Here is a 25569-nt window from a genome sequence, read left to right on the forward strand (position 1 = left end):
CGCCGGGCGTTCAGCCGGCCGGCATCGCCGTCTCAACGAGCTTGGCCCAATAGCTGATGCCGTGCGGGATCACGTCGTCGTTGAAATCGTATTCGGGGTGATGCACGCCCGCGCCGTCGCCGATGCCCATGAACACGAAGGCGCCGGGCCGCGCCTGCAGCATGTAGGCGAAGTCCTCGCCGCCGAGCCGCGGCGGCATGTCGGTGCTGACCTGGTCCGGCCCGACCACGCTGCGCGCGACCTGGGCCGCGAATGCCGTCTGCTCCGCGTGGTTGATGACGACGGGATAGCCCCATTCGTAATCGATTTCGACCTCGACACCCATGCCGCTGGCCATCGCCGTGACGAGATCCTTGAAGCGCTTGTCCATCAGACGCCGGACCTCCTCGTCGAGCGTGCGCACGGTGCCGCCGATGACCGCGGTCTGCGGGATGATGTTGTCGGCCGAAGTGCCTGCATGGAAGCGCGTGATCGACAGCACCGCGCTCTCGACCGGGTCGACGTTGCGCGCCACGATCGTCTGCAGCGCGGTCACGATCTGCGCGCCGGCGATGATCGGGTCGACGCATTTGTTCGGCCGCGCGGCGTGACCGCCGAGGCCCTTGAGGCGCACCTCGAACGTATCGGCGGCCGCCATGACAGCGCCGACGCGCGTCGAGACGTTGCCGAGAGGCACGCCCGGCGCATTGTGCAGGCCGTAGACCTCCTCGATGCCGAAGCGCTCCATCAGGCCGTCCTCGACCATCGCGCGGCCGCCGGCCCCGCCCTCCTCGGCCGGCTGAAAGATCACGACGGCGGTGCCGGCGAAGTTGCGCGTCTCCGCGAGGTAGCGCGCCGCGCCCAGCAGCATCGCGGTGTGGCCGTCATGCCCGCAGGCGTGCATCCTTCCGGGAATGGTCGACTTGTGCGGGATGTCCCTGGTCTCCTGCAGCGGCAGCGCGTCCATGTCGGCGCGCAGTCCGATCACCCGCGATGACGGCTCGCGGCCGCGGATCACGCCGACGACACCGGTGCGGCCGATGCCTGTCACAACCTCGTCGACACCGAATGAGGTCAGCAGCTCGGCGACGCGCGCGGCCGTCCGATGCACCTCGTATTGCAGCTCGGGATGCTGGTGGAAATCACGGCGCCAGACCTTGGCATCCTCGGCGAGCTCGGCGGCGCGGTTGATGATCGGCATGTCGATATTCCCAGTGACGAGCGCAGCTCGATTCGGACTGTTGGTGTGAATTGAACGCCATGTCGCGCGCGGAGATCGCGCGGCCCTTCGAGCGTTCGGACTCATTGCACGTTGAGCGACTGCAAAATGCAAGCCATATTCGGTCATGCCCTGTTGCACAGGTTGCATTCCTGCAGCTCATCGGATGAGCGCTCTCCTGGCAGTTGCATCGATGGCCTCACGCTGGCGGCTTCAGACGATCAGCTAACTATTATCCGACGCCGCGCTTGAAATGCATCCGATGCTCTGATCGGATGATGATCGCAGCCGAGAACCGTGCCTGATCATCTGCTCGTCGAGACGATGTGATTGCATGACGGCCAACATACACCCGATGACATTTCGCGGGCACAGCTGAACTCGGTTCGTTGCGGGCACGCAGCCTGTCGCGGCATGGCTGCGTGCAGCCGGGATGACGCTCGGGAGACCACGTGACTCCAACGGACGATTGAGCCATGCAGCCGTCACCAACCGATGCGATGCGTCGCCGTGTCGTGATCTCCTCGACCATCGGCAATGCGCTCGAATGGTTCGACTTCACCGTCTTCGGGCTGTTCGCCGCGACCATCAGCAAGCTGTTCTTTCCCGCCGACGATCCGCTGGCATCGCTGCTCTCGACATTTGCGGTATTTGGCCTCGCCTTCGTCGCGCGCCCGCTCGGCGGACTGGTGTTCGGCCTCTACGCCGACCGCTACGGGCGCAAGGCGGCGCTGGTCGTGATGATCACGATGATGGCGATCGGCACCGGCCTGATCGGCGTGCTGCCGACCTTCGCATCGATCGGCATTGCCGCGCCGCTCTTGCTGCTGCTCGCGCGTCTGATCCAGGGGTTCTCGGCCGGCGGCGAGTTCGGCTCGGCGAGCGCCATGCTGATCGAGTTCGCTCCGCCAGGGCGCAAGGGGTTCTATGGCGCTTTCCAGACCGTGTCGCAGGCGCTCGCCTTCGCGCTCGGCGCAATGATGGCGGTCACGCTCAGCAAGACGCTGTCGCCCGCGGATTTCGCCAGCTGGGGCTGGCGGGTGCCGTTCATCCTGGGAATCCTGATCGGGCCCGTCGGCTGGTATCTGCGCCGCCGATGCGATGAATCGCCTGAATTCCGGACCCATATGGCGGAACGTGCAGCAAGAGCCACGCCTGCAAGAAAGACCCCGCTCGGGCAGCTGTTCGCGGAGCATCCGCGCGAGCTCATGGCCTCGTTCGGCCTGATCGCGGCCGGCACCGCGATCTACTATGTCGGCGGTGTGTTCCTGCCGGCCTACGCCGCGAGCGAGCTCAAGCTGCCGCTGGCCGACGCGCAGCTCGGGCTGCTCGCGGTCAGCCTCAGCAACATTCCGCTGGGTCTCGCGTCGGGCATGCTCTCTGATCGCATCGGGCGGCGTGGCGTCATCTTGCCGGCGCTGCTGCTCTATCCCATCCTCTACGTGGTGTTGTTCAGGCAGCTGGTGGCGGAGCCGACCACCGCGCATCTGTGGCAGCTCCAGTCCGTCGGCCTGATCCTCGGCGTGCTCGGCGGCGCGGTGCCGGCGTTCATGACCGAGATCTTTCCTGTCGGCGTGCGCGCGACCGGGGCGTCGCTGATGTACAATCTCGGCGTGATGCTGTTCGGTGGCCTGGCGCCGTTCATCAATACCTGGATGGTTCAAGCCACCGGCGACAAGTCCGCGCCGGTCTACTACATTCTCGCCGCCGCCGCGGTCGGCCTGCTCGGGATGGTCGTGTACCGCAGGAGAACATAAGCGCGTCAGCGCGTGCGCGGCTGCGATCGCAGCGCGCGCAGCTCGCGCGCGAGATTGGCTCGCGCCCGCTCGTCGAGCGCGGCGGCAAACGTCGCATCCGGATAGATCACGGGACGCTTGGCGAACCGCTCCAGCATCGCGGCGCGGCCCACGCAATAGGCGTCGTCAGGCACATCGGCGTATTCGCGCCGGATCGCCTCCGCGTAGCCGTCATAGATCGCATCGTCGGCGCCGAGGATGGCGAGATCGATGGAGACGAGCAGCGCGCCGCGCCGGTCGTCCGGCGCGACGTCGTGCGTGCGGGTCAGCCGGATCAGCCGGCCGACCTCGTCGCGCAGCTCAGCCGCGACGTGACGTTCGGCCAGAGCAGCGCTCTGCTCCTCATTGTCGGAGCGCGTGGGGTCATAGACTACATCATGCCACCAGATCGCGAGGCTCAGGATCTCGCGGTCGCGCGCGCTCAAACCGGTCACGGTGTCGAGGCGCGCCAGGCACTCCTCGATATGGCTGAGATCATGATAGTGCCGACCTGCCGCGGAGTACGCGGCGATCAGATCGTCACGGGTCATGGCGCACTCCGCTCGACGGCGTTTCGTGGTCGCTCAGCCGGCCGAGGTCAGCACCGTCTCGGTGTGCTCGACATCCGGCGGCGCGGCGAAATACTGCCCGACCAGGCCGCGCCATTCGGTGAAATTCTCCGAGCCGCGGAAATCCACCGTGTGGTTCTCCAGCGTCTCCCACTTCACTATCAGGCGGTAGCGCTGCGGCTTTTCGATCGATTTGTGCAGCTCGAAGCCGTGAAAGCCCTTGGAGCGGCCGAAGGCCGCGCGCGCCTTGGCAACCGCGGCCTCGAAATCCTTCTCGGTGCCGGGCTTGACGTCGATCTGGGCGATTTCCGTGATCATGCTGGTCGTCCTCCCCTGATGTTGGACCGTGTGTGTAGCCCAGACCTCAGGGGAGCGGAAGCGTCAGCCGGAGATGACAGCCTGGCCGGACGGTGATGCGGCGACCGTCGCGGCAGCCGCGCGCTGGCGGCGATAGCGCTCCAGCGACAGCGGCAGTTCCGCCGAGGCCTCGACGCGGTTGCGGCCCGAGCGCTTGGCCTTGTAGAGCGCGGTGTCGGCCGCGGCGAGCAGCACGTCGAGCTCGGTTCCGGCCGGCCCGCCGGCCACGCCGATGCTCACGGTGGTGTCGACGGGTTTCTCCTCGCAGACCACGCCGGACGCGGCGAAGGCCTCGCGCACACGCTCGGCTGCGACCATCGCCTCCTCGATCGAGCAGGGCAAGAGCGCCGCGAACTCCTCGCCGCCGATCCGCCCCGACAGATCGGTCAGGCGAAGATTATTCACGACAACATCGGCGAAGATCTTCAGCACCTCATCGCCCTCGGCATGACCGAAGCGGTCGTTGATCGACTTGAAATGATCGATGTCGAAGATCAGCACGCTGACCGGCTGCTGCGCGCGCGCCTCGCGCTCGATCAGTTGCGCGCAGGCATCCGCAAAGCCGCGCCGGTTGAGCAGCCCGGTGAGCGGGTCGGTGGTCGCGGCGCGCTTGTGCGCGGAGACGATGCGCTCGGACACCAGCATGAAGATGACGAACACCGTGCCGACGGCATAGAGCACCAGTTCGATCGAGAAGATCGTCACCCAGGCGGCGGCGAATGCGCCATTGGCATCGCGCAGCATGTTGCCGAGCAGGATCGGCAGCATCAGGACGAAGCCGTGCATGGCCGGCACCAGAACCGCGGGCCAGCGCTTCTGCAGGGTGCGCCGGCGCTCCTGCCACAGCTCCGCCGCGGTGAGGGTCGCATAGATCACGACGATGGCGGCGCCGATGGTGAGCCGCAGCGCCTGCGCCGCGGGATCGAGCAGCATGCCGCTGGCGATCCACACGATGGCGCCGAGCGCAAGTCCCGTCACGCTCGGCGATTTGCCGTGGAAGACGCGCGCCGCGTTCCAGACCATGGCGGTCGCGATCAGTCCGATCGAACTCAGGAACAGCGAGACGACCTCGCCATAGCTGTCGGCCACCAGCGTCCATAGCGCGATCGCGACCGCGCCGAGGATGTAGGCCGCGCCCCACCAGCGCAGCGCCGGGGTGTTCTCCTGCCGTCCAAAGTACAGCAACATGGCGCCAAGCAGCGCCGCGACCATTGTCGCTACGATGTCGAGCGTCAGGCTGTCCAGTGCCATGCGTCACCTCGGTGGCTGCGGCGGTGCGGGAACAAAGGGTTAGCGCCGCCTTATCGCGATCAACCTAACCGGTGGTCTGTTGGGAAGAGGTTTGCCTGGGATGCCAAGTTTTCTCGAAAAGCTCGACGCAACTCGCCTGCAAATGCTGCGCAAAAAATCAGCAAACAGGAATCAAACCCGATCGGGAGCCAACTGCGTGACGCTCGTTGTAATTGCGCCCGATCCACCGACGCTCATTGATAGTTGAGAACAGACGCCTGCAATATGAGCCATTTCACATGCGCCGGCCGACACTCAGCGAAACGATAGAATAATTGCTCAAGTTTGAGATTATCTCTGCCTAACACCATCCGGCAACGGACAAGCAGCCGCACGAGGCGGGGACGAGACTATGTTTCGACGACAAGAACGAAAAAAAATCAACGGCAGATCGTCAGGCTGATAGCGCCGATCGCCGCACGCTGCTGCGCAACGCCATAAAGTCCTTAGGCGCTCGCGTCGGCGCGAGTCTGCTGCCGGGCCAACCGCGCACGCATGTCGGCGCCTGCATCCCACCATCACGGGACGTCGCTATCGATCGTCGTGGTTATCCTCGGACAGCCAGCCGGCTCGGGCTGTTAGTCTAGGTGTCGTTCGCACAGAGATGCTGCGTGATGCGCGGCAGCATCGGCAGGCCGGCGGTGGCGGAAATGGGTGAAGCGCGCGAAGCAAAAACAAAACGGGCGCCCGCGAGGGCGCCCGTTCGTATGGGAGACCAGCAGATCCGGCCGAAGCCGGATCGCCAACATCAGCGCTTCGAGAACTGGAAGGAGCGGCGGGCCTTGGCCTTGCCGTACTTCTTACGCTCGACGACACGCGAGTCGCGGGTCAGGAAGCCGCCCTTCTTGAGGACGCTGCGCAGTTCCGGCTCGAAGTTCGTCAGCGCCTTGGACAGGCCGTGACGGACCGCGCCGGCCTGGCCGGACAGACCGCCGCCGGCGACCGTGCAGATCACGTCGTACTGGCCCTTGCGGGCGGCGACGACCATCGGCTGCTCGATCATCATGCGCAGCACCGGACGGGCGAAGTAGACTTCGATGTCGCGGGTGTTGACGGTGACCTTGCCGGAGCCCGGCTTGATCCAGACGCGGGCAACCGCGTCCTTGCGCTTGCCGGTGGCATAGGCGCGGCCGAACTTGTCGACCTTCTTCTCATACTTCGGAGCGTCGGGAGCGGTGACCGCGCCCTTGAGCTGCGACAGCTGATCGAGAGACTGGATGCTTTCGGCCATCTTATGCGGCCCTCGTGTTCTTGCGGTTCAACTTCGCGATGTCGATCTTCTCGGGGTTCTGCGCTTCGTGCGGATGATCAGGTCCGCCATAGACACGCAGATTGCCCATCTGCACGCGGCCGAGCGGGCCGCGCGGGATCATGCGCTCGACGGCCTTCTCGAGCACGCGCTCCGGGAAGCGGCCTTCGAGGATCTGGCGCGCGGTGCGCTCCTTGACGTGACCGACGAAGCCGGTGTGCTTGTAGTACGTCTTCTGCTCGCGCTTGCGGCCGGTGAACACGGCATGCTTTGCGTTGACGATGATGACGTTGTCGCCGCAATCGACATGCGGGGTGTAGATCGGGAGGTGCTTGCCGCGCAGCCGCATGGCGACCAGCGTGGCGAGACGGCCGACGACCAGACCCTTGGCGTCGATCACGACCCACTTCTTCTGGACCTCGGCCGGCTTTGCCGAAAAGGTTTTCATGAGAGATATCCGTGACAGGGAGAATGCGGCGCGGCTGGCGCGCCGAACTGGTCGCAGCTTCTAGAGAAGCGCCCCGCATTCGTCAACGCCACCAAAGCAAAATTTCTCCAGCGAAAACAGTTACTTGCAAATATGGTGTAATAATACCCTCGAAAACATCACGTGTTCGGAATGGAATAGGTTGCTGTAACGTGGGCGATCGGATCAGGCGATTCCCCTGACAGCAGAGTGACTTCGCCCACAGCCAGCCGCTTGCCGAGCTTCAGCAGCCGCGCCTCGGCCAGCACGTCGGCCCCGGCGGCGCCCTTGCGCAGGAAGTTGATGTTGAGATTCGTGGTGACCGCGAGCCCGACCGGGCCGATCGCCGATAGCAGCACCACGTACATCGCGAAATCGGCCAACGCCATCAGCGTCGGCCCGGACACGGTTCCGCCGGGCCGCAGCATGCGCTCGTTGAAGCGCTGCCGCAGCGCGCAGCTCCTGCCGTCGGCGCTCTCGATCGCGATGTCGCCGCCGGTCCGGAAGGCCTGCGGAAATTCCGCGTGCAGGAACTCCTCCAGCTCCGGAATGGTCATCTTGGCCGTCATGTCTCCCCCTGCTCTGGTTGTTGGCGATCTGTTACATTAGCTGCAACCACACGCCCATATGGAAATCGGAATGTCCGCCCCTGCCCTCGCCGATGCGACCGCCACGCCGATCCTGCTGCGCGAGATGGCCGGCTCCGTCGCGGTGCTGACGCTGAACCGGCCCGCCCAGCGCAACAGCCTCTCGGAGTCGCTGATCGCCGAGTTGCATCAGATGCTCGACGAGATCGGCGCCGACAAGGCGGTGCGCGCCGTCGTGATCGCCGCCAATGGCCCGGCCTTCTGCGCCGGCCACGATCTGAAAGAGCTCACCGCGCGCCGAGCCGACGCCGATCGCGGCCGCGCCTTCTTCGCCAGGCTGATGAACGCCTGCAGCGCGATGATGCAGGCGATCGTCCACATGCCGAAGCCCGTCGTCGCCTCCGTGCAGGGCATCGCCACCGCGGCAGGCTGCCAGCTGGTCGCGAGCTGCGATCTGGCCGTGGCCTCCGAGCACGCCTCCTTCGCCACGCCCGGCGTCGACATCGGCCTGTTCTGCTCGACCCCGATGGTGGCGCTGTCGCGCAACATCACACGCAAGCAGGCCATGGAGATGCTGCTGACCGGCGAGCCGGTTCCGGCGCCGCGCGCCCGCGAGATCGGTCTCGTCAACCGCGTGGTAACGCCCGGCACGGAACGCGAGACGGCGATTGCGCTGGCACAACAAGTCGCGCGCAAATCCGCGCATACGATCAAGCTCGGCAAGGAGGCATTCTACCGCCAGGCCGAGATGAGCCTTGCCGACGCCTATCGTTATGCGGCAGAGGTTATGACCGAAAACATGCTCGCCCGCGACGCGGAAGAAGGCATCGGCGCCTTCATCGAGAAGCGGACGCCGACCTGGCGGGATGAGTGACCGCTCTCCTCTCTCTCCACGTCATTGCGAGCGAAGCGAAGCAATCCAGAGTCCCACCCGAGCCCCTGGATTGCTTCGCTTCGCTCGCAATGACGCAAACTAACAGATTGCGTGCCCCATGAATCACGACACCTACCCCGACGACTACATCCGCGGCATTCTCAACGGCGTGAAGGTGATCGCGATGGTCGGCGCCTCGCCGTCCGAGATCCGGCCGAGCTTCTTCGCCTTCAAATATCTGGTGCAGCGCGGCTACGACATGATTCCGGTGAATCCCGGTCATGTCGGTAAGAGCCTGATGGGCCGCCCGTTCGTCGCCTCGCTCGCCGACATCAACCGTCCGCTCGACATGGTCGATATTTTCAGAAGCTCGCAGCACATCATGCCCGTGGTGGACGAGGCGATGAAGCTCTCCCCTTTGCCGAAGGTGATCTGGATGCAGCTCGGCGCGCGCGACGATGCCGCGGCCGAAAAGGCCGAGGCCGCCGGCCTGAAGGTGGTCATGAACCGCTGCCCCAAGATCGAATATGGCCGGCTGTCGTCGGAGATCTCCTGGATGGGCGTCAACTCCCGCACCATCAGCGCCAAGCGCGCGCCGATCCCGACCCAAGGCATGCGATTGTCGCTGAATCGCACCAGCGTCGGTGGCGGCGCCACCGCGGCGGCCGATCGCGCCGCGAAGGACAGAAGCGATCCGACCTGACGCATCTGCGAAAGAAACGTGTCGCGGTCATGGCGCGACACAGCAACGCATTTCAAATCTACCCTGACGTCGCCGCCCACCTTGACGGCATATGGCCCGCTGGCAAATGTCCTCAGCCGGGATGACGAGGGAGCCGCGACGAGCGCGCGATCGACACCGTCTTCCCTCATCGATCCCCGTGCCGGCCGGCGCCGCCGCGCGAGGAAACAAGCCCACGAGGAAACACATGACCGAACGTGCCCCCGGATTTTCCACCCTCGCCATTCACGCCGGCGCCCAGCCCGACCCGACCACCGGCGCGCGGGCGACACCGATCTACCAGACCACGTCTTTCGTCTTCAACGACGCCGACCACGCCGCCTCGCTGTTCGGGCTGCAGGCGTTCGGCAACATCTACACCCGCATCGGCAACCCGACCAACGCCGTGCTCGAGGAGCGCGTCGCAGCCCTCGAGGGCGGCACCGCCGCGCTCGCGGTCGCCTCGGGCCATGCCGCGCAGGTCGTGGCGCTGCAGCAGCTGCTGTCCCCCGGCGACGAATTCATCGCCGCGCGAAAACTCTATGGCGGTTCGATCAACCAGTTCACGCATTCGTTCAAGAGCTTCGGCTGGAACGTGGTGTGGGCCGACACCGATGACGTCGCGAGCTTCGAGGCCGCGGTGAGCCCGCGCACCAAGGCGATCTTCATCGAGTCCATCGCCAATCCCGGCGGCACCATCACCGACATCGAGGCGATCGCGCAGGTCGCGCGGAAAGCGGGCGTGCCGCTGATCGTCGACAACACCCTGGCCTCGCCCTATCTGATCCGCCCGATCGATCACGGCGCCGACATCGTGCTGCACTCGCTGACCAAGTTCCTCGGCGGCCACGGCAACTCGATCGGCGGCATCATCGTCGACGCCGGCACGTTCGACTGGGCCGGCAGCGGCGACAAATATCCGATGCTGACGCAGCCGCGTCCCGAATATCATGGCATTCGCATCCACGAGACCTTCGGCAATTTCGCCTTCGCGATCGCCTGCCGCGTGCTCGGCCTGCGCGATCTCGGCCCCGCGCTGTCGCCGTTCAACGCGTTCCTGATCCTCACCGGCATCGAGACCCTGCCGCTGCGCGTGCAGAAGCACAGCGACAACGCCAAGGCCGTCGCCGAATATCTCAGCAAGCACCCGGCGGTCGCCTCGGTCAGCTATGCCGGCCTGCCCGAGGACAAGTACCACGCGCTCGCCCGCAAATATTCGCCGAAGGGCGCCGGCGCGGTGTTCACCTTCTCGCTGAAGGGCGGCTACGACGCCGGCGTCAAGCTGGTGTCCAATTTGAAGCTGTTCTCGCATCTCGCCAATGTCGGCGACACCCGCTCGCTGGTGATCCACCCGGCCTCGACCACGCACAGCCAGCTCGACGACGCCTCGAAGATCAAGGCGGGCGCCGGCCCCGACATCGTCCGCATCTCCGTCGGCATCGAGGACAAGGAAGACCTGATCGCCGATCTCGAGCAGGCGCTGAGCGCGTAAGGCTCGCGCACGAACGCGGTCGATAGCCGCCGCAAGCATCTCTCGCAGTCGCTTGCGGCGTCCTTCGAGACCGCCTTCAGCGGGCTCCTCAGGACGAGGTCTGGCTTTGCGGCGGCATCCGCGTCCTCCGACCGAGACCCTCATGGTGAGGAGCGCCTGTTGGCGCGTCTCGAACCAGGAGGCCCCCGCTCTCCCGCGGCGTCGACCATTCAGGCGACCCGGGCTGCTGTCGCACGCGAGCCCCGCGCAAAACAAAGAGAGCGCGGCCGGCCCCCCCTGGGCTTCCGCGCTCTCCTTCGTCCCACGGTCGGGCCGTTGCCGGCTTCTCGGACCGCGCCCTCGTTAACTCGTCCTGGTCATGTCATCAGGTGCAGCACGCTCTCATGAGCCTCGCCTGCAAGCGCGAGGCTCGAAGCTGCTATGCGACGCCGCAACCAGCGGACTTGGCGGCAGATCGTGTCCTCGTCGGCGGCAAGAGCTGAATTGGATGTTTCGGTTCGTGTCACAAGCCTGTGGCGCGCGGACGCTGACATCACGATCACCGACATGCTCGAACCCTTCTGGTCTGAGACTCTGCTGAAATGCAGCAGAGATTTTCCCCTCGAGCGCGGGCTTTGGCCCTTGCCCGGCCGGCCTTCAAAATCGCCGACAAGCGGAACTTTGCACCACCAGAGCTTAACAAAAGCTGAAAATGCCCGTCCTTCTACGGAGGATTGCGGCCGGGTTCCGGCGCGGGAAAGTTTTCGTTAACCATACCCGGCTCATCCTGCCGCCCATGGAATCGCGGCAGGCACCCAGACGGTATCGGCGCGCGCGATCTGTCAGAAGGCAAGGGAAAGCAGGATGCGTACACGGGTCATCATGATGCTGCTGGCAGCCACCGCGGCAAACGGCGTGGTCCTCGCCGCCGACCTCCCCGCCGTTCACGAGAAGGTCCTCCACTACAAAGCCCGCCGCGCCGCCAAGGCGCCGCCTCCGGCGGTGGTCGTCGTCAAGGATCAGGACTCGCTCATCTCGCCGATGCTGCCCTCCACCCCCCTCCTGCTCGGCCGCCAGGAGCTCCCCGGCTATTACGGCCGCGCCTTCTCCTACGACTATCAAGGCACGTATTACGGCGGCGAAGGCTATACGAACTACATGTTCCGGTTGCCGTATGCCTGCGGCGTGACGGGGTATTGCTGAGCGGAACAATTTCTGATCGGACTGCTTCTGCCTATCTGTTCTCGACAAGCAAACTTCCCGGCGCACCTCCTAACAGTCTTGCACATTTCGGCAAATCAGCATATCCTGCGTTCATTCCTGTCCAGCCGAGGGGCGCTTCCGGATCGTCCAGTTGCGTGGGATTGGGAATGCGGTGGACGTGGCGGAGCGTGCGCTGGCGTATGCTGGCGCGGACGAGCGGTCTGTCACGGACGGCGAAATCGCGTGGTCCTGGCGCCCCGATGCTGGCGCTAAGTCTTGTGGCGGTGCTCGCACATCGCACGAGATGACGGGGGCAAGACAGCCCGGTCCCCGGGGAGATCGCGTATAAGCGTTAAAACCATCGCGCAGGGAAGGCCGGGTGTTTCCAGGCCGTACCTGTGGTGACCGCCGCGTGCTTTTCTTGTTGCACGCGGGCCATGGGTGCCGGCCAGGCATCCGGCCTTCCCTGCGCCCTCGCGTGTTTCGAGGGTGGGACGATAGGCATGACTCGGCGTAAGCGTCGCGCGAGAATGAGAGCGCATGTCTTCCCGACATCTTCTGAAAGGACGGATGGCCGCACGTCACACTCAGTCGTCATCCCCGCGAAGGCGGGGATCCAGTACGCCGCGACCCATCGAGGACTCGCGACCGTCTCTGGAATACTGGATCGCCCGGTCAAGCCGGGCGATGACAGCGGAGATGGTGGCACGAACGCCGCGCGACGGCCATTGCGAGAGAAGCTCACTCTCTCCACGTCATTGCGAGGAGCTCAGCGACGAAGCAATCCAGAGTCGTGGGCGGAACTCTGGATTGCTTCGCTTCGCTCGCGATGACGAAGGAGAGACTTTACCCCGCCTGCCCTGCGGCCACCGCCGCCTGCGGGACAGCCACCGCAGCCACCCGTCGCGGCGACAGGCGTTCCGCCTGCAGCACGGCGAAGGTCAGCACGATGAGCGCCGTGCCCTGATGCAGCAGCGCCAGCGAGATCGGGACCACCATCAACAGGGTCGCGATGCCCAGCACCGCCTGTACCAGGATCGCCGCCAGCAGACGGTGCGCGCCGCGCACGGCGTCGCGGCCAGCGCCGGCGCGCATCACATCGAAGGCGTGCCAGGCCGCCAGCGCGAGCAGCGTGTAGGCGGTCATGCGATGCATGAACTGCACCGTCAGATGGTTCTCGAACAGATTGATCCACCACGGCGCATGGGCCCACAGGTTGGCCGCCGCCGGGATCAGGCCGCCGTCAATCTCCGGCCAGGTGTTGTAGACGAGCCCGGCGCGCAGGCCAGCGACCAATGCGCCGAGATAGAGTTGCACGAAGGTGACGCCGACCAGCGCCCAGGCCGTCAGCCGCAGCCGTCCCGGCACCTCGGCTTCGTCGCGCGGCTTGAGCCGCCGCAGGGTCCAGACGATCGACGCGAAGATCAGCAGCGCGAGCGACAGATGCGTCGCGAGCCGGACCGGCGCGACCTCCGTGCGCTCGGTCAGCCCCGAGGCCACCATCCACCAGCCGACCGCGCCCTGCAGCGCGCCGAGACCGAAGATCAGCCAGAGCCTGCGCCCGAGCGGGCCGGACACGGCGCCACGCCACAGAAACCACAGGAACGGCAGCAGATAGACCATGCCGATGACGCGGCCGAGCAGCCGATGGGCCCATTCCCACCAGAAGATGGTCTTGAACTCGTGCAGGGTCATGCCGGCATTCATCTGCCGGTACTGCGGGATCGTCTTGTAGGCCTCGAAGGCGTCGCTCCAGGCCTGCTCCGACAGCGGCGGCAAGGTGCCCGTGACCGGCTTCCATTCGACGATCGACAGCCCGGATTCGGTCAGCCGGGTGGCCCCTCCGACCAGCACCATCAGCGCGATCAGGCCGGCGACGATCGAGAGCCAGATACGGATCGCGGCGGTGTCTCGGGTGGGGGGAACCGTGGTCATGGAGGTTGAACGCTCGATTGAAGCGGGACTGTCAGGCCCTTATAATCCCAGTGAATTTGCGCGCAAGCCGCGCCGCCCTCAAACGCAGGCTGACATTTCCGTCATGACGATCCGTACCCGAAAACTGATCGGCGCCGTCGCGCTGCTGCTGCTCGCCTTCGCCTGGTCGATGATGGGCATGGTGCTGGCGCAATTTCCATTGATCGCCAATTCGGGCTGGATGCAGGCGGTGTATTACGTGGTGGTCGGGATGGGCTGGGTGCTGCCGGCGATGCCGATCGTCAGTTGGATGCTGCGCCCTGACCCGGCGCAAGAAGGCTGATCAGCCGAGATCGAGCGTCGGCTGAGGCGCGAATTTTTGCCGCGGCAGCGTCACCCCGGCCATCAGCACCTTCAAGGCCCGCAGCGAGCGCGAACGGCCGTCCCAGGCGATGCGCGGCAGCATGTGCAGGTTGGTACGGCCCTCGCTCTGGACGACGCCGCCGATCGTGGTGGCCGCGCTGATGAAGGCCGCCCGCTCCGCGAGCACGGCGTCGCTGCGGCGAAACGACTCGGGATCGCCGAACGGATACGCCATGTGCCGGACCGGACGCCGCAGCGCCGTCTCCAGCACCGCCTTGCCCATCGCGATCTCGCGCTGCGCGTCGGCATCCTTGAGGTGGGCGAGCATGGGATAGTGCACCGTGGCGCTGCCGATCGTCACGTTCGGGTCGGCGGCGAGCCTGTTGATGTCGGCCCAGTCCATCGCGGCCTCGCGCGACAGCGCGGCGAGGTCGACCGAGTGGCGCGAGCAGAGATCGCGGATCGCGACCGACAGCTCAGCCGGCGGCAGCTTGCGCAGCCAGCCCGAGAGATAGGCGAACAGTTCGGCCTTCTCGGCCGGCTTGAACACCGAGAAGCGCTGCTCGCGATGCTCGATCACCAGGCTGATGCGGACCTCGCGCGCAATGACGGCTTCGAGTGCCAGCCACCAGGCTTCGCCGAGCCCATCTGGAAACGCCGTGGGAACGAACACGGTGAACGGCACGCCATGGCGCGCCAGCACCGGATAGGCGTGGACGATGAGGTCCTTCCAGCCCCCGTCGAAGGTCAGGCAGGCGAAGCGCCTGGCTTCGGGAAGCTGCACGGCACGGGCGCAGGCTTCGTCGAGCGAGACGATGTCATAGCCCCAGCGCTTGAGCTTGCGGATGACCTGGTCGAGAAAGCGCGGCGTAATCTCGGCGTGCCTGAGCGGCTGGAACGGCCCCTTGCGCCGCGGCCGGACCCGCTCGAAGCGCAGAATGGCGCCGGCGCCGCCGGTCGCGCGCCAGGCCGTGAGCGTGCGGCCGCTGAAATAGGCCAGTTCGAGCCGGGCGCTCCGCAGCCACCTGTTGTCCGACGACAAATCCTGCGCCCCTTCCGAACCGTCCACTTGAAACGCAAATCTGCGCGCCCACCTGATGCTGAGCGACGATGGCGCGATTACGTCGTCCGCCGTCACCTAAGCTTTAAGGGCTCGCCCTTAAGATCGCGTGGCCGGCGCCGATTTGAACAGATCTTTTGCCGACATCCTTCCCGTTTTGGGACGCGTTCATTGCCATTACCTTTTGTTGAGACTTCTTTGCGAGGGTCAAACGACCCAGAGCAACAAAATTCCAAGACACCGCTAACACCAACGCGAGTCGCGCGATGACCATGGCCGCCGTGATCGAGAGCCGGACGGCGCAGGCGCCCGCGCAGCGGCTGGTATCCGGAATCGCGCGGATCGAGATCATCTCCGATCTTGCCGCGGCCGAACCCGTCTGGCGCGCGATCGAATCTCCCGACTATGTCTCGACGCCCTATCAGCGCTTCGACCTGCTCGGCGCCTGGCAGCGCGATGTCGCTGCGCAGGAGCAAGCGAGGCCGTTCATCGTTGTGGCGCGCGACCCGGAGCAGCGTCCCCTTCTGCTGCTGCCGCTGACATTGCGGAGGACCTTCGGCATCCGCATCGCCAGCTTCATGGGCGGCAAGCACACGACCTTCAACATGCCGCTGATGGACCGCGAGTTCGCCGCGCGCGCCGATCATCGCGATCTCGAGGCGCTGCTCGCCGGCCTCCGTGATCACGGTGGAATTGACGTTCTCGCCCTGTCCCAGCAGCCGAAACACTGGCGCGACCTCGCCAATCCCATGGCGCAGTGGCCGCACCAGCCGTCGGTGAACGACTGCCCGGTGCTGCTCATGCCGAGAGGCGCCGCGCCGACGGCACTGCTGTCAAACTCGTTCCGTAAGCGGCTCAAGAGCAAGGAGAAGAAGCTGCAGGCGCTGTCCGGCTACCGCTACATGATCGCGGAGAGCGACGCGGAGATTGCCGAGACGCTCGACTGGTTCTTCCGGACAAAGCCGATCCGCATGGCGGAGCAAAAGCTGCCGAACGTGTTTGCGGAAGCCGGCGTCGAGGCCTTCGTGCGGAGCGCCTGCATGGCCCGGCTGCCCTGCGGACATCGCGCGATCGAGATTCATGCGCTGCGCTGCGACGACGAGATCATCGCGATGTTTGCGGGCGTCGCCGATGGCACGCGCTTCTCGATGATGTTCAACACCTACACGCTGTCGGAGAATGCCCGCTGGAGCCCCGGGCTGATCCTGATGCGCTCGATCATCGACCACTACGCACAGAGAGACTATCGCGCGCTCGACCTTGGTATCGGGTCGGACGGCTACAAGCGCATCTTCTGCAAGGGCGACGAGCCGATCTTCGACAGCTTCATCGATGTGACCGCGCGGGGCCGCGCGGCCGCGACCGCCATGGCGGCGATCGGACGGGCGAAGCATGCCGTGAAACATAGCCCTGCCCTGTTTCGTCTCGCGCAACGCCTGCGCGGCGCGCTGCAGCCGAAGACGGACTCCGCGAAGGACGACGACTAGGCGGCGACGCCGCGCGGCCCCGGCTGAATGCGGTTGGCGCCGCCGGCGGGCGTCTTCAGCATGGTGACGGCGCCGAAGCCCACCTGCCGCAGCTGCTCGCTCATCTGGCCGCGCGCCTCGGCAGGCATGGCGGGATCGGGCACGACAACGGCGCGCGCGCCGGCGGTCAAGAGCTCGGCCGGCAGGTCGGAAGCATTGCCGGCGTCGAGCAGCACGTGGTCGTAGACCCGCAGCAGCGCGTCGATCGCAAGCGCAAGCCGCGGCGATTGCAATTGATTGCGGTCGGCCCCGGGCTGGCCGGCATTGACGAGGTGCAACCGCGAGGTCTGGTCCTTGGTGATGATGGAGGCGAACGACGCCTCGCCCAGCATCAGCTCGATCAGCCCGGGCGCCGCGGGATCGACCGAGAGGCTGGCGAGCAGTTGCGGGCTGCCGGCGAGGTCGACGAGCACGACGCGGGCGTCCCGGGCCATGATGCGGGCCAGCGACAGCGCCGTAGTGGTGACCGCCTGTCCACCGGCGGTGCCGAGCACGGTGACCTTGCGGGCGCCCTCACCCGCCGCCAGGAGACCCGCGGCGAGCTGGTCGATCTCGTTGAGGGGCGATGCAGGCTTCGCCGGCTCCGACACCGGCGTCACGGCGGCCGGCACCGGAGCGACGGCAACAGGAGCTGGAGGAACAATTTGGGGGGCAACCGGCGGCGCTGCCGCCACGGCGGGAGCAATGACGGAAACGGCGGGATGAACCGGGGCTGCGGGTGCCGCCATGACCGGCTCTGCCCGCTCAGGCTGCGCCGCAGGGACGACGGAAGCCGCGGGTACCAAGGCGGTCACGGCGCGCGGCGCGGTGAGACGCAGCAGCTCGCCGGTGATGACGACGCCGGCCGTCAGCATCAGCGTGGCCAGCGTCGCGATCAGCACGATCGGCAGCTTCTTCGGATAGGCCGGCGTGTTCGACACCACCGCCCGCGAAATGATCCGGCCCTCCGCCGGCGGCGTGTCGAGCGTCTCGCGGGTGTTGGCCTCACGGTACTTGGCCAGATAAGACTCGAGCAGGTCGCGCTGCGACTTGGCCTCGCGCTCCAACGCGCGGAGCTGGACATCCTGGCCATTGGTGGACGCCGCCTGCTTCTTGGCCTGTTCGAGGCTCTGACCGAGCATCTGCACCCGTCCGTCGGCGATACGCGCATCGCTGTCCAGCGAGCGCGAAATCTTGCCGGCCTCGTCGCGGATCTGGCGATCGAGATCGGCCAGTTGCGCCTTCAGCTCCTTGATGCGGGGATGATTGTCGAGCAGCGTAGACGATTGCTCCGCGAGCTGCGCGCGCAGGTTCACACGCTGCTCCGACAACCGCCGCATCAGCTCCGAATTGAGCACCTCGGAGGCCTCGATCGGCTGTCCGCTCTGCAGCATCTCCCTGATCAGCCGAGCCTTGGTTTCGGCATCGGACTTCAGCGCACGCGCATTGTTCAGCTGCGTACTCACCTCGCCCATCTGCTGGTTGGAGAGCGATGTGTTGTTGGTGCCCATGAACGAATTCGACTTGGTGCGGAACTCCTCGACGCGCGATTCCGCCTCCTCGACCTTCTTGCGGAGGCTTTGAATTTCACCCGCGAGCCACTGGCTGGCCGACTTCGCCTGCGCCTGGCGCGCGTTTTGCTGAAGGACGAGGTAGCCGTCGGCGATGGAGTTGGCGACCTGCGCTGCAAGCGATGGATCCTGCGACTGGAATTCCACGACCAGGACGCGCGACTTGTCGACCGCGTAGACGGTCAGCCGCTCGTAATACGCATCCATGACGCGCTCCTCGGGCGTCATCGCGAGGGGATCCTTGACCAGCCCGACCAGCGCCGCGATCGACTTCACCGGCGACACGCCGCGCAGCACGGGATCGAACTCGGGAAGATCGCCGAGCTTGTTCTTCCGGATGATGTCACGCGCCAAATCGCGCGACAGCACCAGCTGCACCTGGCTCGTCACCGCCTCGGCGTCGAGCGCGGTGCGTTCCTCCGCCCGCTCTCCGCTCGGTCGCAGGAACGGACTTTCGCGGCCGTCGATCAGAATGCGCGCTTCGGACTTGTAGCGCGGGGTGATCATGTTGACTGCGGTGACGGCCAGCGCCAGGGCGAGCAGCGTCGGCAGAAGAATGAACGCGCGCTTTCGCGCCAACGCGCGGCCGATCAGCCGCACGTCGAGGTCCCCCGATGCCAGGGGCTCCCCAGCCGCAGACGCGTTCGCCCGAGACGGAACGGACGCCTTTTCAGCCCGGACCTTCTTGTCGGCACGCCAGAACGCCAACCGCATCATCCACTCCCGCGACACACGCCACGCTGCGACACTACGTGGTACGATTACACTCTATTAAGGTTGCCGACCGGTTAATCAGAGGACGCGTTCCGAACAGCCAAAACATAACCCGCCCGGCGCCGCCAGCCAGAGGTGGAGCAGATAGTCACAATGTCGAAACGAGTCCTGATCAGCCACGAGAAATGATGCTTTGTTAACCATCAACGATCTATTCAAGTGATTCACTGAAAGTATTCGCGCGAGAGATGCCCGTGCTCCCTCAATCTGCCAGTCGTCAGATCAGCTCGCGCACCAACGCCTGGCACGATCAGGCGCGAGCCGGTGCCGACGACGAGCCCGGCATGGCGCGCTCGCCGGATAGGCCGTTGAAGATCCTCCACGCAGTCCGAGCTCCGGTCGGCGGCATCTTTCGGCACATTCTCGACCTCGCCAATGGTCAAGTCGATCGCGGGCACGACGTCGGCATCGTGGCGGACAGCCTGACGGGCGGCGAGCGCGCCGATGCGGCACTGGCGAAAATTGCGCCGCGCCTGAAGCTCGGTGTTCATCGCATTGCCATTCACCGCGAGCCGTGGCCAACGGACGTCATCGCCATCAGCCAATTCCAGCGTCTGTCGCGCCGGCTCGAACCGGACGTTCTGCACGGTCACGGCGCCAAGGCCGGCGCGTTCGTTCGCCTGCTCCGGCATCGGCCCGGCACCCTTCGGATCTACACGCCTCATGGCGGATCCCTGCACTATCCGCGGACTACGCTGAAGGGGGCGCTGTATGGGCAGCTCGAACGTGCGCTGATGAACCGCACCGACCTCTTCCTGTTCGAGAGCGTGTTCGCCCGCGACACCTATGAGCGCATGATCGGCCATCCGCAGGGCCTCGTGCATTGCGTCTTCAACGGTGTGACCGCCGGTGAATTCGACCCGGTCCCGCCGGCTGCGGATCAGACCGATCTCGCCTATGTCGGCGAGTTCCGGCACATCAAGGGCGCCGACCTCCTGATCGACGCCGTCGCGCAGCTGCGCGCCAAGGGCCGGCCGCTGACGCTCACGCTCGGCGGCGACGGCGAGGAAATGAAGCGCCTCCAGGCTCAGGTCGAGCGGCTCGGACTGACATCCGCGGTGCGCTTCATCGGCCACGTGAGGGCCCGCGACGGCTTCGCCCAGGGGCGCCTGCTGGTCGTTCCGTCGCGCGGCGACTCCATGCCCTACGTCGTGATCGAGGCCGGTGCCGCCGGTGTCCCGATGATCGCGGCAAGGGTCGGCGGCATTCCCGAGATCTTCGGGCCGCAGAGCGAGTCGCTGTTCATGCCCGGCAACGCCGCCGCAATGGCCGACGCGATCGCGGCGGCCCTCGACGACCCCGCTACCGCGCAGCTGCGAGCAAAGGCGCTGCGCGAGCGCGTCTTCCAGCATTTTTCGCAGAAAGCCATGGTCGAGGGCGTGCTCGACAGCTACCGTGAAGCGTTTACCAAGACCTGACCTCATTTACCATCGCTAACCGTTTCTTCCGATTTGCCGCCTAATCCCGTCGGTAGGGAATTTCCCCCGGCGCTGTCTGCGCTTACATGATCATACATACTAACAAACATAATCCGGGCTTGTAGAACTGTGGAACCGATCAACGCTCGCTCGATGCTGGATGCTGCCGCGGCCTCGGCCGCGTCGACCGTCGGAGCCGGACAGCCGGCCATTGAAAGGCGTCGCCGCCTGTCGCCTGCTGCGCTGGCTGTCGCCAATCAGAAGGTTCACCGCGCTTACTCGCCAATCGTTCTCGCCGGCATTGTGCGTATCACGGATTTTGTGCTGCTGAGCATCGTCGGCAGTGCGATCTATTTCGGCTATGTCGTGCCGCTCAGCGGCTTTCATTGGGAGTATCTCGTCGCGATCCTCGGTCTCGCCGTGAGCACCGTCGTCTGCTTCCAGGCCGCGGACATCTATCAGCTCCAGGTCTTCCGAGCCCAGGTGCGGCAGATGACCCGGATGATCTCCTCCTACTGCTTCGTGTTCCTGCTGTTCATCGGCCTCTCGTTCTTTGCCAAGATCGGCAGCGAAGTCTCGCGCCTGTGGCTTGCGGCCTTCTTCTTCGTCGGGCTTGGCGCGCTGATCGCGAGCCGCGTCGTGCTGCGCAACCTCATTCGCAGCTGGGCACGCCAGGGCCGCCTCGACCGCCGGACCATCATCGTCGGCGCCGACCAGAGCGGCGAGGATCTGGTGCGAGCGCTGCGGGCGCAGGACGATTCCGAGATCGAGATCCTCGGCGTGTTCGATGATCGCAACGACTCGCGCGCGCTCGATACCTGCGCCGGCGCACCGAAGCTCGGCAAGGTCGACGACATCGTCGAGTTCGCCCGCCGGACCCGCGTCGACCTCGTGCTGTTCGCGCTGCCGATCTCGGCCGAGACCCGCATCCTCGACATGCTGAAGAAGCTGTGGGTGCTGCCGGTCGATATCCGCCTCTCGGCCCACACCAACAAGCTCCGCTTCCGTCCTCGCTCCTATTCCTATCTCGGCGCGGTCCCCACGCTCGACGTGTTCGAAGCTCCGATCACCGATTGGGATCTGGTGATGAAACAGCTGTTCGATCGACTGGTCGGCAGCCTGATCCTGCTGCTTGCGCTTCCGGTCATGGCGCTCGTGGCACTCGCGATCAAGCTCGACAGCCCCGGCCCGGTGCTGTTCCGGCAGAAGCGGTTCGGCTTCAACAACGAGCGGATCGACGTCTTCAAGTTTCGCTCCCTCTATCACCATCAGGCCGATCCGAACGCATCCAAGGTGGTGACCAAGAATGATCCGCGCGTCACCCGCGTCGGCCGCTTCATCCGCAAGACCAGCCTCGACGAGTTGCCGCAACTCTTCAACGTCGTCTTCAAGGGCAATCTCTCCCTCGTCGGACCCAGACCACATGCCGTGCAGGGCAAGCTGCAGAACCGGATGTTCGACGAGGCCGTCGACGGCTACTTTGCCCGCCATCGTGTCAAACCCGGGATCACCGGCTGGGCGCAGATCAATGGTTGGCGCGGCGAGATCGACAACGAGGAAAAGATCCAGAAGCGCGTCGAATTGGACCTCTATTACATCGAGAACTGGTCCGTGCTGTTCGACCTCTACATCCTGTTGAAGACGCCACTGGCGCTGATGACCAGGAGCGAGAACGCTTACTGATGTCAGGGATCCGGAGCGAGCATCAGCCCGCTTCGTGCGTGTGATTGGCGGACCCCGCCAATCGTTGCGTATGAGTGTGAGTGTGAGTTCGTAATGGCGTACACGGCCGCGGCCGGAGAGTTTGCGTCGAGGCCGATCGCTCCTCCGGGCGTGATCGGCCTCCAGCGCGCGCTCGTCTGGCTGATCGGGGCCGCCGGCGCCATCGTGTTCATCGAACCGAGCCCGTACGAGCTCGTCACGCTCGCCTCCGCCGCGGTCTTCGTCGCGACCGGGATCAGGTTGCGCGCCGTATTTCTTTTTCTCCTTCTTCTCCTCTTCCTGATCAATCTCGGCTACACGGTCAGCGCCGTACCGCTGCTGGACGACTCCAAGATCGCAAGCTGGATCGCGACCTCCTGGTACATGGCGGTCACGGCGCTGCTGCTGGCCATGGTCACGGCAGAAGATACCGCCGCGCGCCTCGATATGCTCCGGCGTGGCCTCGTCATGGGCGGCGCGATGGCCGGTCTTGCTGGCATTGCCGGCTACTTTCATCTCGTGCCCGGCGGCACCGACCTCCTTACGCTGTATGGCCGCGCACGCGGCACGTTCAAGGATCCGAACGTGCTCGGCGCGTTCCTGATCCTGCCGGCGCTGCTGGCGCTGCAGAACGTGGTCACTGCGCGCCTCGCCGCGACGATGCGGGCGAGCTTCGCGCTCGGCATCATGGCGCTCGCCATCCTGCTCGCGTTTTCGCGCGCGGCCTGGGGCGGCCTCGTGCTCACCGCCGCCTTCATGCTGGTGCTGATGGTGCTCACCAGCCAGACCCGGGGCGAGCGGTCGCGCATCATCGTCATGACGCTCGCCGCGGCGGTCGCGGGGGTCGTCCTGATCGGCATTCTGCTCTCCATCGACTCCATCGCCGACATGTTCAAGCAGCGGGCGAGCTTCGACCAGAGCTACGACGAGGGCCGCTTCGGCCGCTTCGGCCGTCACATCCTCGGCGCCGACATGGCGCTCGATCTGCCGTTCGGGATCGGACCGTTGCAGTTCCACAACTACTTTCCCGAGGACACACACAACTCCTATCTCAACGCCTTCATGTCCGGCGGCTGGCTGTCCGGCATCTGCTATCCCGCGCTCGTCTTCACCACCGTCATTCTCGGCTTCCGCTACCTGTTCGCGCGCGTGCCGTGGCAGCGCACCTACATCGCCGTGTTCTCCGCGTTCCTCGGCACCGTCGGCGAGAGCTTCATCATCGACACCGACCATTGGCGCCACTTCTTCCTGATGCTCGGCACGATGTGGGGCATGATCGCCGCCACCCGCGCACACCAGGCGGAGGCGAGCCGATCAGCATCGATCGGCTCGCACGCGGTCTCCTAATCCTCCACCGTGAACGTCAGGCCGGCATTGTCGACCAGACGCTTGATCAGGCTGTCCTGCAGCGCGGCGCCCGGGGTCCAGAAGCCGCCCTTCACACTGGCGCCATCGCGCAAAAGGCCGATGGCGCATTCGCTGATCATCTTCGAGGTGGAGCCGTAGCCGGGATCGCGGTCGCCCTTGACGGTGGCGCGGACCTGGCGGCCGTCGGGGCCGATCGCGACAAAGAGGATGTTGTAGTAGCCGTTGTCGCGCTCCTCCTTGGAGGGGCCCTCGCCCGGCTTCGGCGCGTTCGGGCCGGTTTTCTCGGCATTCGCCGCCATCACCTTCTTGGCGTTGGCCTCGCCCTTCTCGCCCGCACCTGTCAGCACCATCTCGTCGTAGACGAAGTCCTGGCCGTAGGGGAAACCCATCAGCATGTTGGAGCGGTGGACGTTGCGGGTGTTGATCAGCGCCATCATGAAAGGCGCCGCCCAGGATTGCAGATCCTCCTCATAAACAGGCTTGTTGCCGGCCGGCTGCTTGGGGCCCTTGAAGCCCGGCGTCAGCGCGAAGAAATCCTTCAGGATCGCCACCAGGCTGAGATCCTGGGCCACCGCATCGAAGGTCGCCTTGGCGCTCGCGGCCGTGCCGCCCGACAGCGTGCCGCTCATGCCGCGGACGCGGCCCTTCACGCGGGCGGCCGGGGCGCCGAGGACCTTTTTCGCCTGCTGCTGAACGAAGTAGACGCCGAGCTCGAACGGCACGGAATCGAAGCCGCAGGAGAACACGATGCGGGCGCCGCTCTGTTCGGCGGTCGCCTGGTGCTTGTCGATCATCTGCCGCATCCACACCGGCTCGCCGCAGAGATCGACGTAGTCTGTGCCGGTTTCGGCGCAGAGCGCGACCAGTTCGTTGCCATAGAGCTGATAGGGACCGACGGTGGTGAGCACCAGCCTGGTCTGCGCCACCATGGCTTTCAACGATGCAGGATTCGATGCATCGGCCGCGATCAGCGGCGTGTCGGCCGGCGCGCCGATCTCGTCGCGCACGGCGGCGAGCTTGTCCAGGCTCCGGCCGGCCATCGCCCAGCGCAGCGAGCCGTCGTGGCGATACTGCGTAGCAAGATATTCGGCGACGAGCTTGCCCGTGAAGCCGGTGGCGCCGTAGACGACGAGGTCGAACTTGGATGACGTCATTCTTGTTCCCTGGAGATCAGCTGCAAAACGGTTGCCCCGTCATTGCGGGCAAAGCGAAGCAATCCAGGGCGGGGGACGGGACTCTGGATTGCTTCGCTTCGCTCGCAATGACGATCATCTATTTCTTCCGATACGACACGCTCATGCCGGCACGGACATCGTTCTGGATGCCGTAAGGCGCGATCGGGTAGCGCAGGCCGTTCTTCGCGAGTTGCTTCATCCCGGCGATCGCCTTGGCGAGATCAGCCGGTTTCAGCGCCATCAGCATTTCCTCATCCGGCACGCCGCCATAGCGGCGCTCGGCGAAGCACGGCAGCGACAGGCTGGGCTCGCCGGTTTTCAGCGCGCGCCCCCAGGAGTCGGCGCAGGCCGTCTCGCCGACGACACCCCATTCGAACTTCTTGTAGCCGACATATTGCAGACCATTGATCAGGATGATCATCTGGCCCGGCGTCGCATAGACAAGGCAGATGTCGGGCGGATCGAGCCGGCCGCTGGCCAGCGGACTGACCGCCATCGCCTGATAGCGGCCGAACGGGACGACGTCGAGCGCCTCCTGGCGCTTGCGCGCATCCTCCGCGGTGCCATGCCAGACGCCGACGTAACCCTGACCGCTGAGCCAGCTGTCGTCCTGCGGGCCAAGTCCGATCACGGCGCGGCATTGGGCGCCAACCAGGTCGTCGCCGGTGATGCCGACGGTCCAGCCGAGCCGCGCGGCCATGCTGACGATCTGGTCCGTGGTGTGCACCGCGTTGGGCCTGCGGATCTTCTCGACCGCTTCCATGTCCTCGACGCGGGCGAACATCTTGATGCCGATCACGGTCGTCTTCAGCCGCAGCAAGGCATTGAGATCGGCGACGATCGCCGCCAGATCGAGCCGTTCGGAGGCGTTCGTCTGCTGCATGTGGCGCTCCCTCCCTGTCGCACGGTCTGAGCCCGCGTCGCATGTCATTGCGAGGCGTGGTTCGACTTCGGGGCGCT

At 65.5% G+C, this 25569-nt stretch carries 22 protein-coding genes; 10 read left to right on the forward strand and 12 right to left on the reverse strand.

Features of this window, described 5'->3' with window-relative positions:
- Window positions 1–10: 10 nt before the first annotated feature.
- The gene (locus BRADO_RS19650) at window positions 11–1180 is read right to left on the reverse strand and encodes a M20 aminoacylase family protein (protein ID WP_011927086.1); all 1170 of its coding nucleotides are present in this window, start codon (window positions 1178–1180) and stop codon (window positions 11–13) included.
- Between the two features lie 494 nt (window positions 1181–1674).
- Here BRADO_RS19650 and BRADO_RS19655 point away from each other — a divergent pair, with 494 nt between their 5' ends.
- A complete protein-coding gene (locus BRADO_RS19655) occupies window positions 1675–2955 on the forward strand; it encodes an MFS transporter (protein ID WP_011927087.1) in 1281 nt (426 codons plus the stop codon).
- A gap of 5 nt (window positions 2956–2960) precedes the next feature.
- Here BRADO_RS19655 and BRADO_RS19660 read toward each other — a convergent pair whose 3' ends face one another.
- The 6 genes from BRADO_RS19660 to BRADO_RS19685 form a co-directional block, all read right to left on the reverse strand.
- Window positions 2961–3524, reverse strand: a complete 564-nt coding sequence (locus tag BRADO_RS19660) for a phosphohydrolase (protein ID WP_011927088.1) — start codon at window positions 3522–3524, stop codon at window positions 2961–2963.
- A gap of 33 nt (window positions 3525–3557) precedes the next feature.
- A complete protein-coding gene (locus BRADO_RS19665; protein ID WP_011927089.1) occupies window positions 3558–3860 on the reverse strand; it encodes an antibiotic biosynthesis monooxygenase in 303 nt (100 codons plus the stop codon).
- Between the two features lie 63 nt (window positions 3861–3923).
- Complete coding sequence (locus BRADO_RS19670) at window positions 3924–5150, reverse strand: diguanylate cyclase (RefSeq protein WP_011927090.1); 1227 nt, start codon at window positions 5148–5150, stop codon at window positions 3924–3926.
- A gap of 787 nt (window positions 5151–5937) precedes the next feature.
- Complete coding sequence (gene rpsI, locus BRADO_RS19675; RefSeq protein WP_006611043.1) at window positions 5938–6420, reverse strand: 30S ribosomal protein S9; 483 nt, start codon at window positions 6418–6420, stop codon at window positions 5938–5940.
- 1 nt (window position 6421) lies between these two features.
- Window positions 6422–6886 carry a 50S ribosomal protein L13 gene (gene rplM, locus BRADO_RS19680; RefSeq protein ID WP_008966110.1) on the reverse strand — a complete coding sequence of 155 codons (465 nt, stop codon included), beginning with the start codon at window positions 6884–6886 and terminating at the stop codon, window positions 6422–6424.
- A 158-nt stretch (window positions 6887–7044) separates the two neighbouring features.
- Window positions 7045–7473: a PaaI family thioesterase gene (locus BRADO_RS19685; RefSeq protein WP_011927091.1), complete on the reverse strand. Its 429-nt coding sequence runs from the start codon at window positions 7471–7473 to the stop codon at window positions 7045–7047.
- A 70-nt stretch (window positions 7474–7543) separates the two neighbouring features.
- Here BRADO_RS19685 and BRADO_RS19690 point away from each other — a divergent pair, with 70 nt between their 5' ends.
- From BRADO_RS19690 to BRADO_RS19705, 4 genes are all read left to right on the forward strand, one after another.
- The gene (locus BRADO_RS19690) at window positions 7544–8365 is read left to right on the forward strand and encodes an enoyl-CoA hydratase (protein WP_041757609.1); all 822 of its coding nucleotides are present in this window, start codon (window positions 7544–7546) and stop codon (window positions 8363–8365) included.
- Window positions 8366–8483: 118 nt separating this feature from the next.
- On the forward strand, window positions 8484–9068 hold the full coding sequence (locus tag BRADO_RS19695) for a CoA-binding protein (protein ID WP_011927093.1): 585 nt from the start codon (window positions 8484–8486) through the stop codon (window positions 9066–9068).
- A gap of 226 nt (window positions 9069–9294) precedes the next feature.
- On the forward strand, window positions 9295–10578 hold the full coding sequence (locus tag BRADO_RS19700; RefSeq protein WP_011927094.1) for an O-acetylhomoserine aminocarboxypropyltransferase: 1284 nt from the start codon (window positions 9295–9297) through the stop codon (window positions 10576–10578).
- 843 nt (window positions 10579–11421) lie between these two features.
- Window positions 11422–11760 carry a hypothetical protein gene (locus BRADO_RS19705; RefSeq protein ID WP_011927096.1) on the forward strand — a complete coding sequence of 113 codons (339 nt, stop codon included), beginning with the start codon at window positions 11422–11424 and terminating at the stop codon, window positions 11758–11760.
- An 846-nt stretch (window positions 11761–12606) separates the two neighbouring features.
- Here BRADO_RS19705 and BRADO_RS19710 read toward each other — a convergent pair.
- Complete coding sequence (locus BRADO_RS19710) at window positions 12607–13695, reverse strand: COX15/CtaA family protein (RefSeq protein WP_011927097.1); 1089 nt, start codon at window positions 13693–13695, stop codon at window positions 12607–12609.
- A 103-nt stretch (window positions 13696–13798) separates the two neighbouring features.
- Here BRADO_RS19710 and BRADO_RS19715 point away from each other — a divergent pair, with 103 nt between their 5' ends.
- A complete protein-coding gene (locus BRADO_RS19715; protein ID WP_011927098.1) occupies window positions 13799–14017 on the forward strand; it encodes a DUF2842 domain-containing protein in 219 nt (72 codons plus the stop codon).
- Here the strand turns inward: BRADO_RS19715 and BRADO_RS19720 are convergent, their stop codons facing one another.
- Window positions 14018–15079 (reverse strand): polysaccharide deacetylase family protein, encoded by a 1062-nt coding sequence (locus tag BRADO_RS19720; RefSeq protein WP_011927099.1) that lies wholly within the window; start codon window positions 15077–15079, stop codon window positions 14018–14020. It lies immediately after the preceding gene.
- Between the two features lie 284 nt (window positions 15080–15363).
- On the opposite strand from BRADO_RS19720, the gene BRADO_RS19725 reads away from it, so the two are divergent.
- A complete protein-coding gene (locus BRADO_RS19725) occupies window positions 15364–16584 on the forward strand; it encodes a GNAT family N-acetyltransferase (RefSeq protein WP_011927100.1) in 1221 nt (406 codons plus the stop codon).
- Here BRADO_RS19725 and BRADO_RS19730 read toward each other — a convergent pair.
- A complete protein-coding gene (locus tag BRADO_RS19730; protein ID WP_011927101.1) occupies window positions 16581–18887 on the reverse strand; it encodes an exopolysaccharide transport family protein in 2307 nt (768 codons plus the stop codon). The two genes, BRADO_RS19725 and BRADO_RS19730, sit on opposite strands and share 4 nt — an antisense overlap.
- 344 nt (window positions 18888–19231) lie before the next feature.
- Here BRADO_RS19730 and BRADO_RS19735 point away from each other — a divergent pair, with 344 nt between their 5' ends.
- From BRADO_RS19735 to BRADO_RS19745, 3 genes are all read left to right on the forward strand, one after another.
- Complete coding sequence (locus BRADO_RS19735) at window positions 19232–20365, forward strand: glycosyltransferase family 4 protein (protein ID WP_011927102.1); 1134 nt, start codon at window positions 19232–19234, stop codon at window positions 20363–20365.
- Window positions 20366–20518: 153 nt separating this feature from the next.
- The gene (locus BRADO_RS19740; RefSeq protein ID WP_041756739.1) at window positions 20519–22048 is read left to right on the forward strand and encodes an undecaprenyl-phosphate glucose phosphotransferase; all 1530 of its coding nucleotides are present in this window, start codon (window positions 20519–20521) and stop codon (window positions 22046–22048) included.
- A 93-nt stretch (window positions 22049–22141) separates the two neighbouring features.
- On the forward strand, window positions 22142–23413 hold the full coding sequence (locus BRADO_RS19745) for an O-antigen ligase (protein ID WP_011927104.1): 1272 nt from the start codon (window positions 22142–22144) through the stop codon (window positions 23411–23413).
- On the opposite strand, the gene BRADO_RS19750 is transcribed toward BRADO_RS19745, so the two are convergent.
- Both BRADO_RS19750 and BRADO_RS19755 read right to left on the reverse strand, forming a co-directional pair.
- On the reverse strand, window positions 23410–24588 hold the full coding sequence (locus BRADO_RS19750; protein ID WP_011927105.1) for a trans-acting enoyl reductase family protein: 1179 nt from the start codon (window positions 24586–24588) through the stop codon (window positions 23410–23412). The genes BRADO_RS19745 and BRADO_RS19750 overlap by 4 nt on opposite strands.
- Window positions 24589–24706: 118 nt before the next feature.
- Window positions 24707–25492: a DUF169 domain-containing protein gene (locus BRADO_RS19755; RefSeq protein WP_011927106.1), complete on the reverse strand. Its 786-nt coding sequence runs from the start codon at window positions 25490–25492 to the stop codon at window positions 24707–24709.
- Window positions 25493–25569: the final 77 nt, after the last annotated feature.

Origin of the sequence: Bradyrhizobium sp. ORS 278, assembly GCF_000026145.1 — a bacterium.
Taxonomy (GTDB): Bacteria; Pseudomonadota; Alphaproteobacteria; order Rhizobiales; family Xanthobacteraceae; genus Bradyrhizobium.

What these genes read in the sequence shown, in the direction of transcription:
- BRADO_RS19655 (WP_011927087.1), top strand. Translation starts at nt 1,675, where the DNA reads ATGCAGCCGTCACCAACCGATGCGATGCGTCGCCGTGTCGTGATCTCC.
- rplM (WP_008966110.1), bottom strand. Translation starts at nt 6,886, where the DNA reads ATGAAAACCTTTTCGGCAAAGCCGGCCGAGGTCCAGAAGAAGTGGGTC.
- BRADO_RS19735 (WP_011927102.1), top strand. Translation starts at nt 19,232, where the DNA reads ATGGCGCGCTCGCCGGATAGGCCGTTGAAGATCCTCCACGCAGTCCGA.
- BRADO_RS19730 (WP_011927101.1), bottom strand. Translation starts at nt 18,887, where the DNA reads ATGCGGTTGGCGTTCTGGCGTGCCGACAAGAAGGTCCGGGCTGAAAAG.
- BRADO_RS19670 (WP_011927090.1), bottom strand. Translation starts at nt 5,150, where the DNA reads ATGGCACTGGACAGCCTGACGCTCGACATCGTAGCGACAATGGTCGCG.
- BRADO_RS19755 (WP_011927106.1), bottom strand. Translation starts at nt 25,492, where the DNA reads ATGCAGCAGACGAACGCCTCCGAACGGCTCGATCTGGCGGCGATCGTC.
- BRADO_RS19700 (WP_011927094.1), top strand. Translation starts at nt 9,295, where the DNA reads ATGACCGAACGTGCCCCCGGATTTTCCACCCTCGCCATTCACGCCGGC.
- BRADO_RS19650 (WP_011927086.1), bottom strand. Translation starts at nt 1,180, where the DNA reads ATGCCGATCATCAACCGCGCCGCCGAGCTCGCCGAGGATGCCAAGGTC.
- BRADO_RS19660 (WP_011927088.1), bottom strand. Translation starts at nt 3,524, where the DNA reads ATGACCCGTGACGATCTGATCGCCGCGTACTCCGCGGCAGGTCGGCAC.
- BRADO_RS19705 (WP_011927096.1), top strand. Translation starts at nt 11,422, where the DNA reads ATGCGTACACGGGTCATCATGATGCTGCTGGCAGCCACCGCGGCAAAC.
- BRADO_RS19695 (WP_011927093.1), top strand. Translation starts at nt 8,484, where the DNA reads ATGAATCACGACACCTACCCCGACGACTACATCCGCGGCATTCTCAAC.
- BRADO_RS19690 (WP_041757609.1), top strand. Translation starts at nt 7,544, where the DNA reads ATGTCCGCCCCTGCCCTCGCCGATGCGACCGCCACGCCGATCCTGCTG.
- BRADO_RS19745 (WP_011927104.1), top strand. Translation starts at nt 22,142, where the DNA reads ATGGCGTACACGGCCGCGGCCGGAGAGTTTGCGTCGAGGCCGATCGCT.
- BRADO_RS19710 (WP_011927097.1), bottom strand. Translation starts at nt 13,695, where the DNA reads ATGACCACGGTTCCCCCCACCCGAGACACCGCCGCGATCCGTATCTGG.
- BRADO_RS19665 (WP_011927089.1), bottom strand. Translation starts at nt 3,860, where the DNA reads ATGATCACGGAAATCGCCCAGATCGACGTCAAGCCCGGCACCGAGAAG.
- rpsI (WP_006611043.1), bottom strand. Translation starts at nt 6,420, where the DNA reads ATGGCCGAAAGCATCCAGTCTCTCGATCAGCTGTCGCAGCTCAAGGGC.
- BRADO_RS19725 (WP_011927100.1), top strand. Translation starts at nt 15,364, where the DNA reads ATGACCATGGCCGCCGTGATCGAGAGCCGGACGGCGCAGGCGCCCGCG.
- BRADO_RS19740 (WP_041756739.1), top strand. Translation starts at nt 20,519, where the DNA reads ATGCTGGATGCTGCCGCGGCCTCGGCCGCGTCGACCGTCGGAGCCGGA.
- BRADO_RS19685 (WP_011927091.1), bottom strand. Translation starts at nt 7,473, where the DNA reads ATGACGGCCAAGATGACCATTCCGGAGCTGGAGGAGTTCCTGCACGCG.
- BRADO_RS19715 (WP_011927098.1), top strand. Translation starts at nt 13,799, where the DNA reads ATGACGATCCGTACCCGAAAACTGATCGGCGCCGTCGCGCTGCTGCTG.
- BRADO_RS19750 (WP_011927105.1), bottom strand. Translation starts at nt 24,588, where the DNA reads ATGACGTCATCCAAGTTCGACCTCGTCGTCTACGGCGCCACCGGCTTC.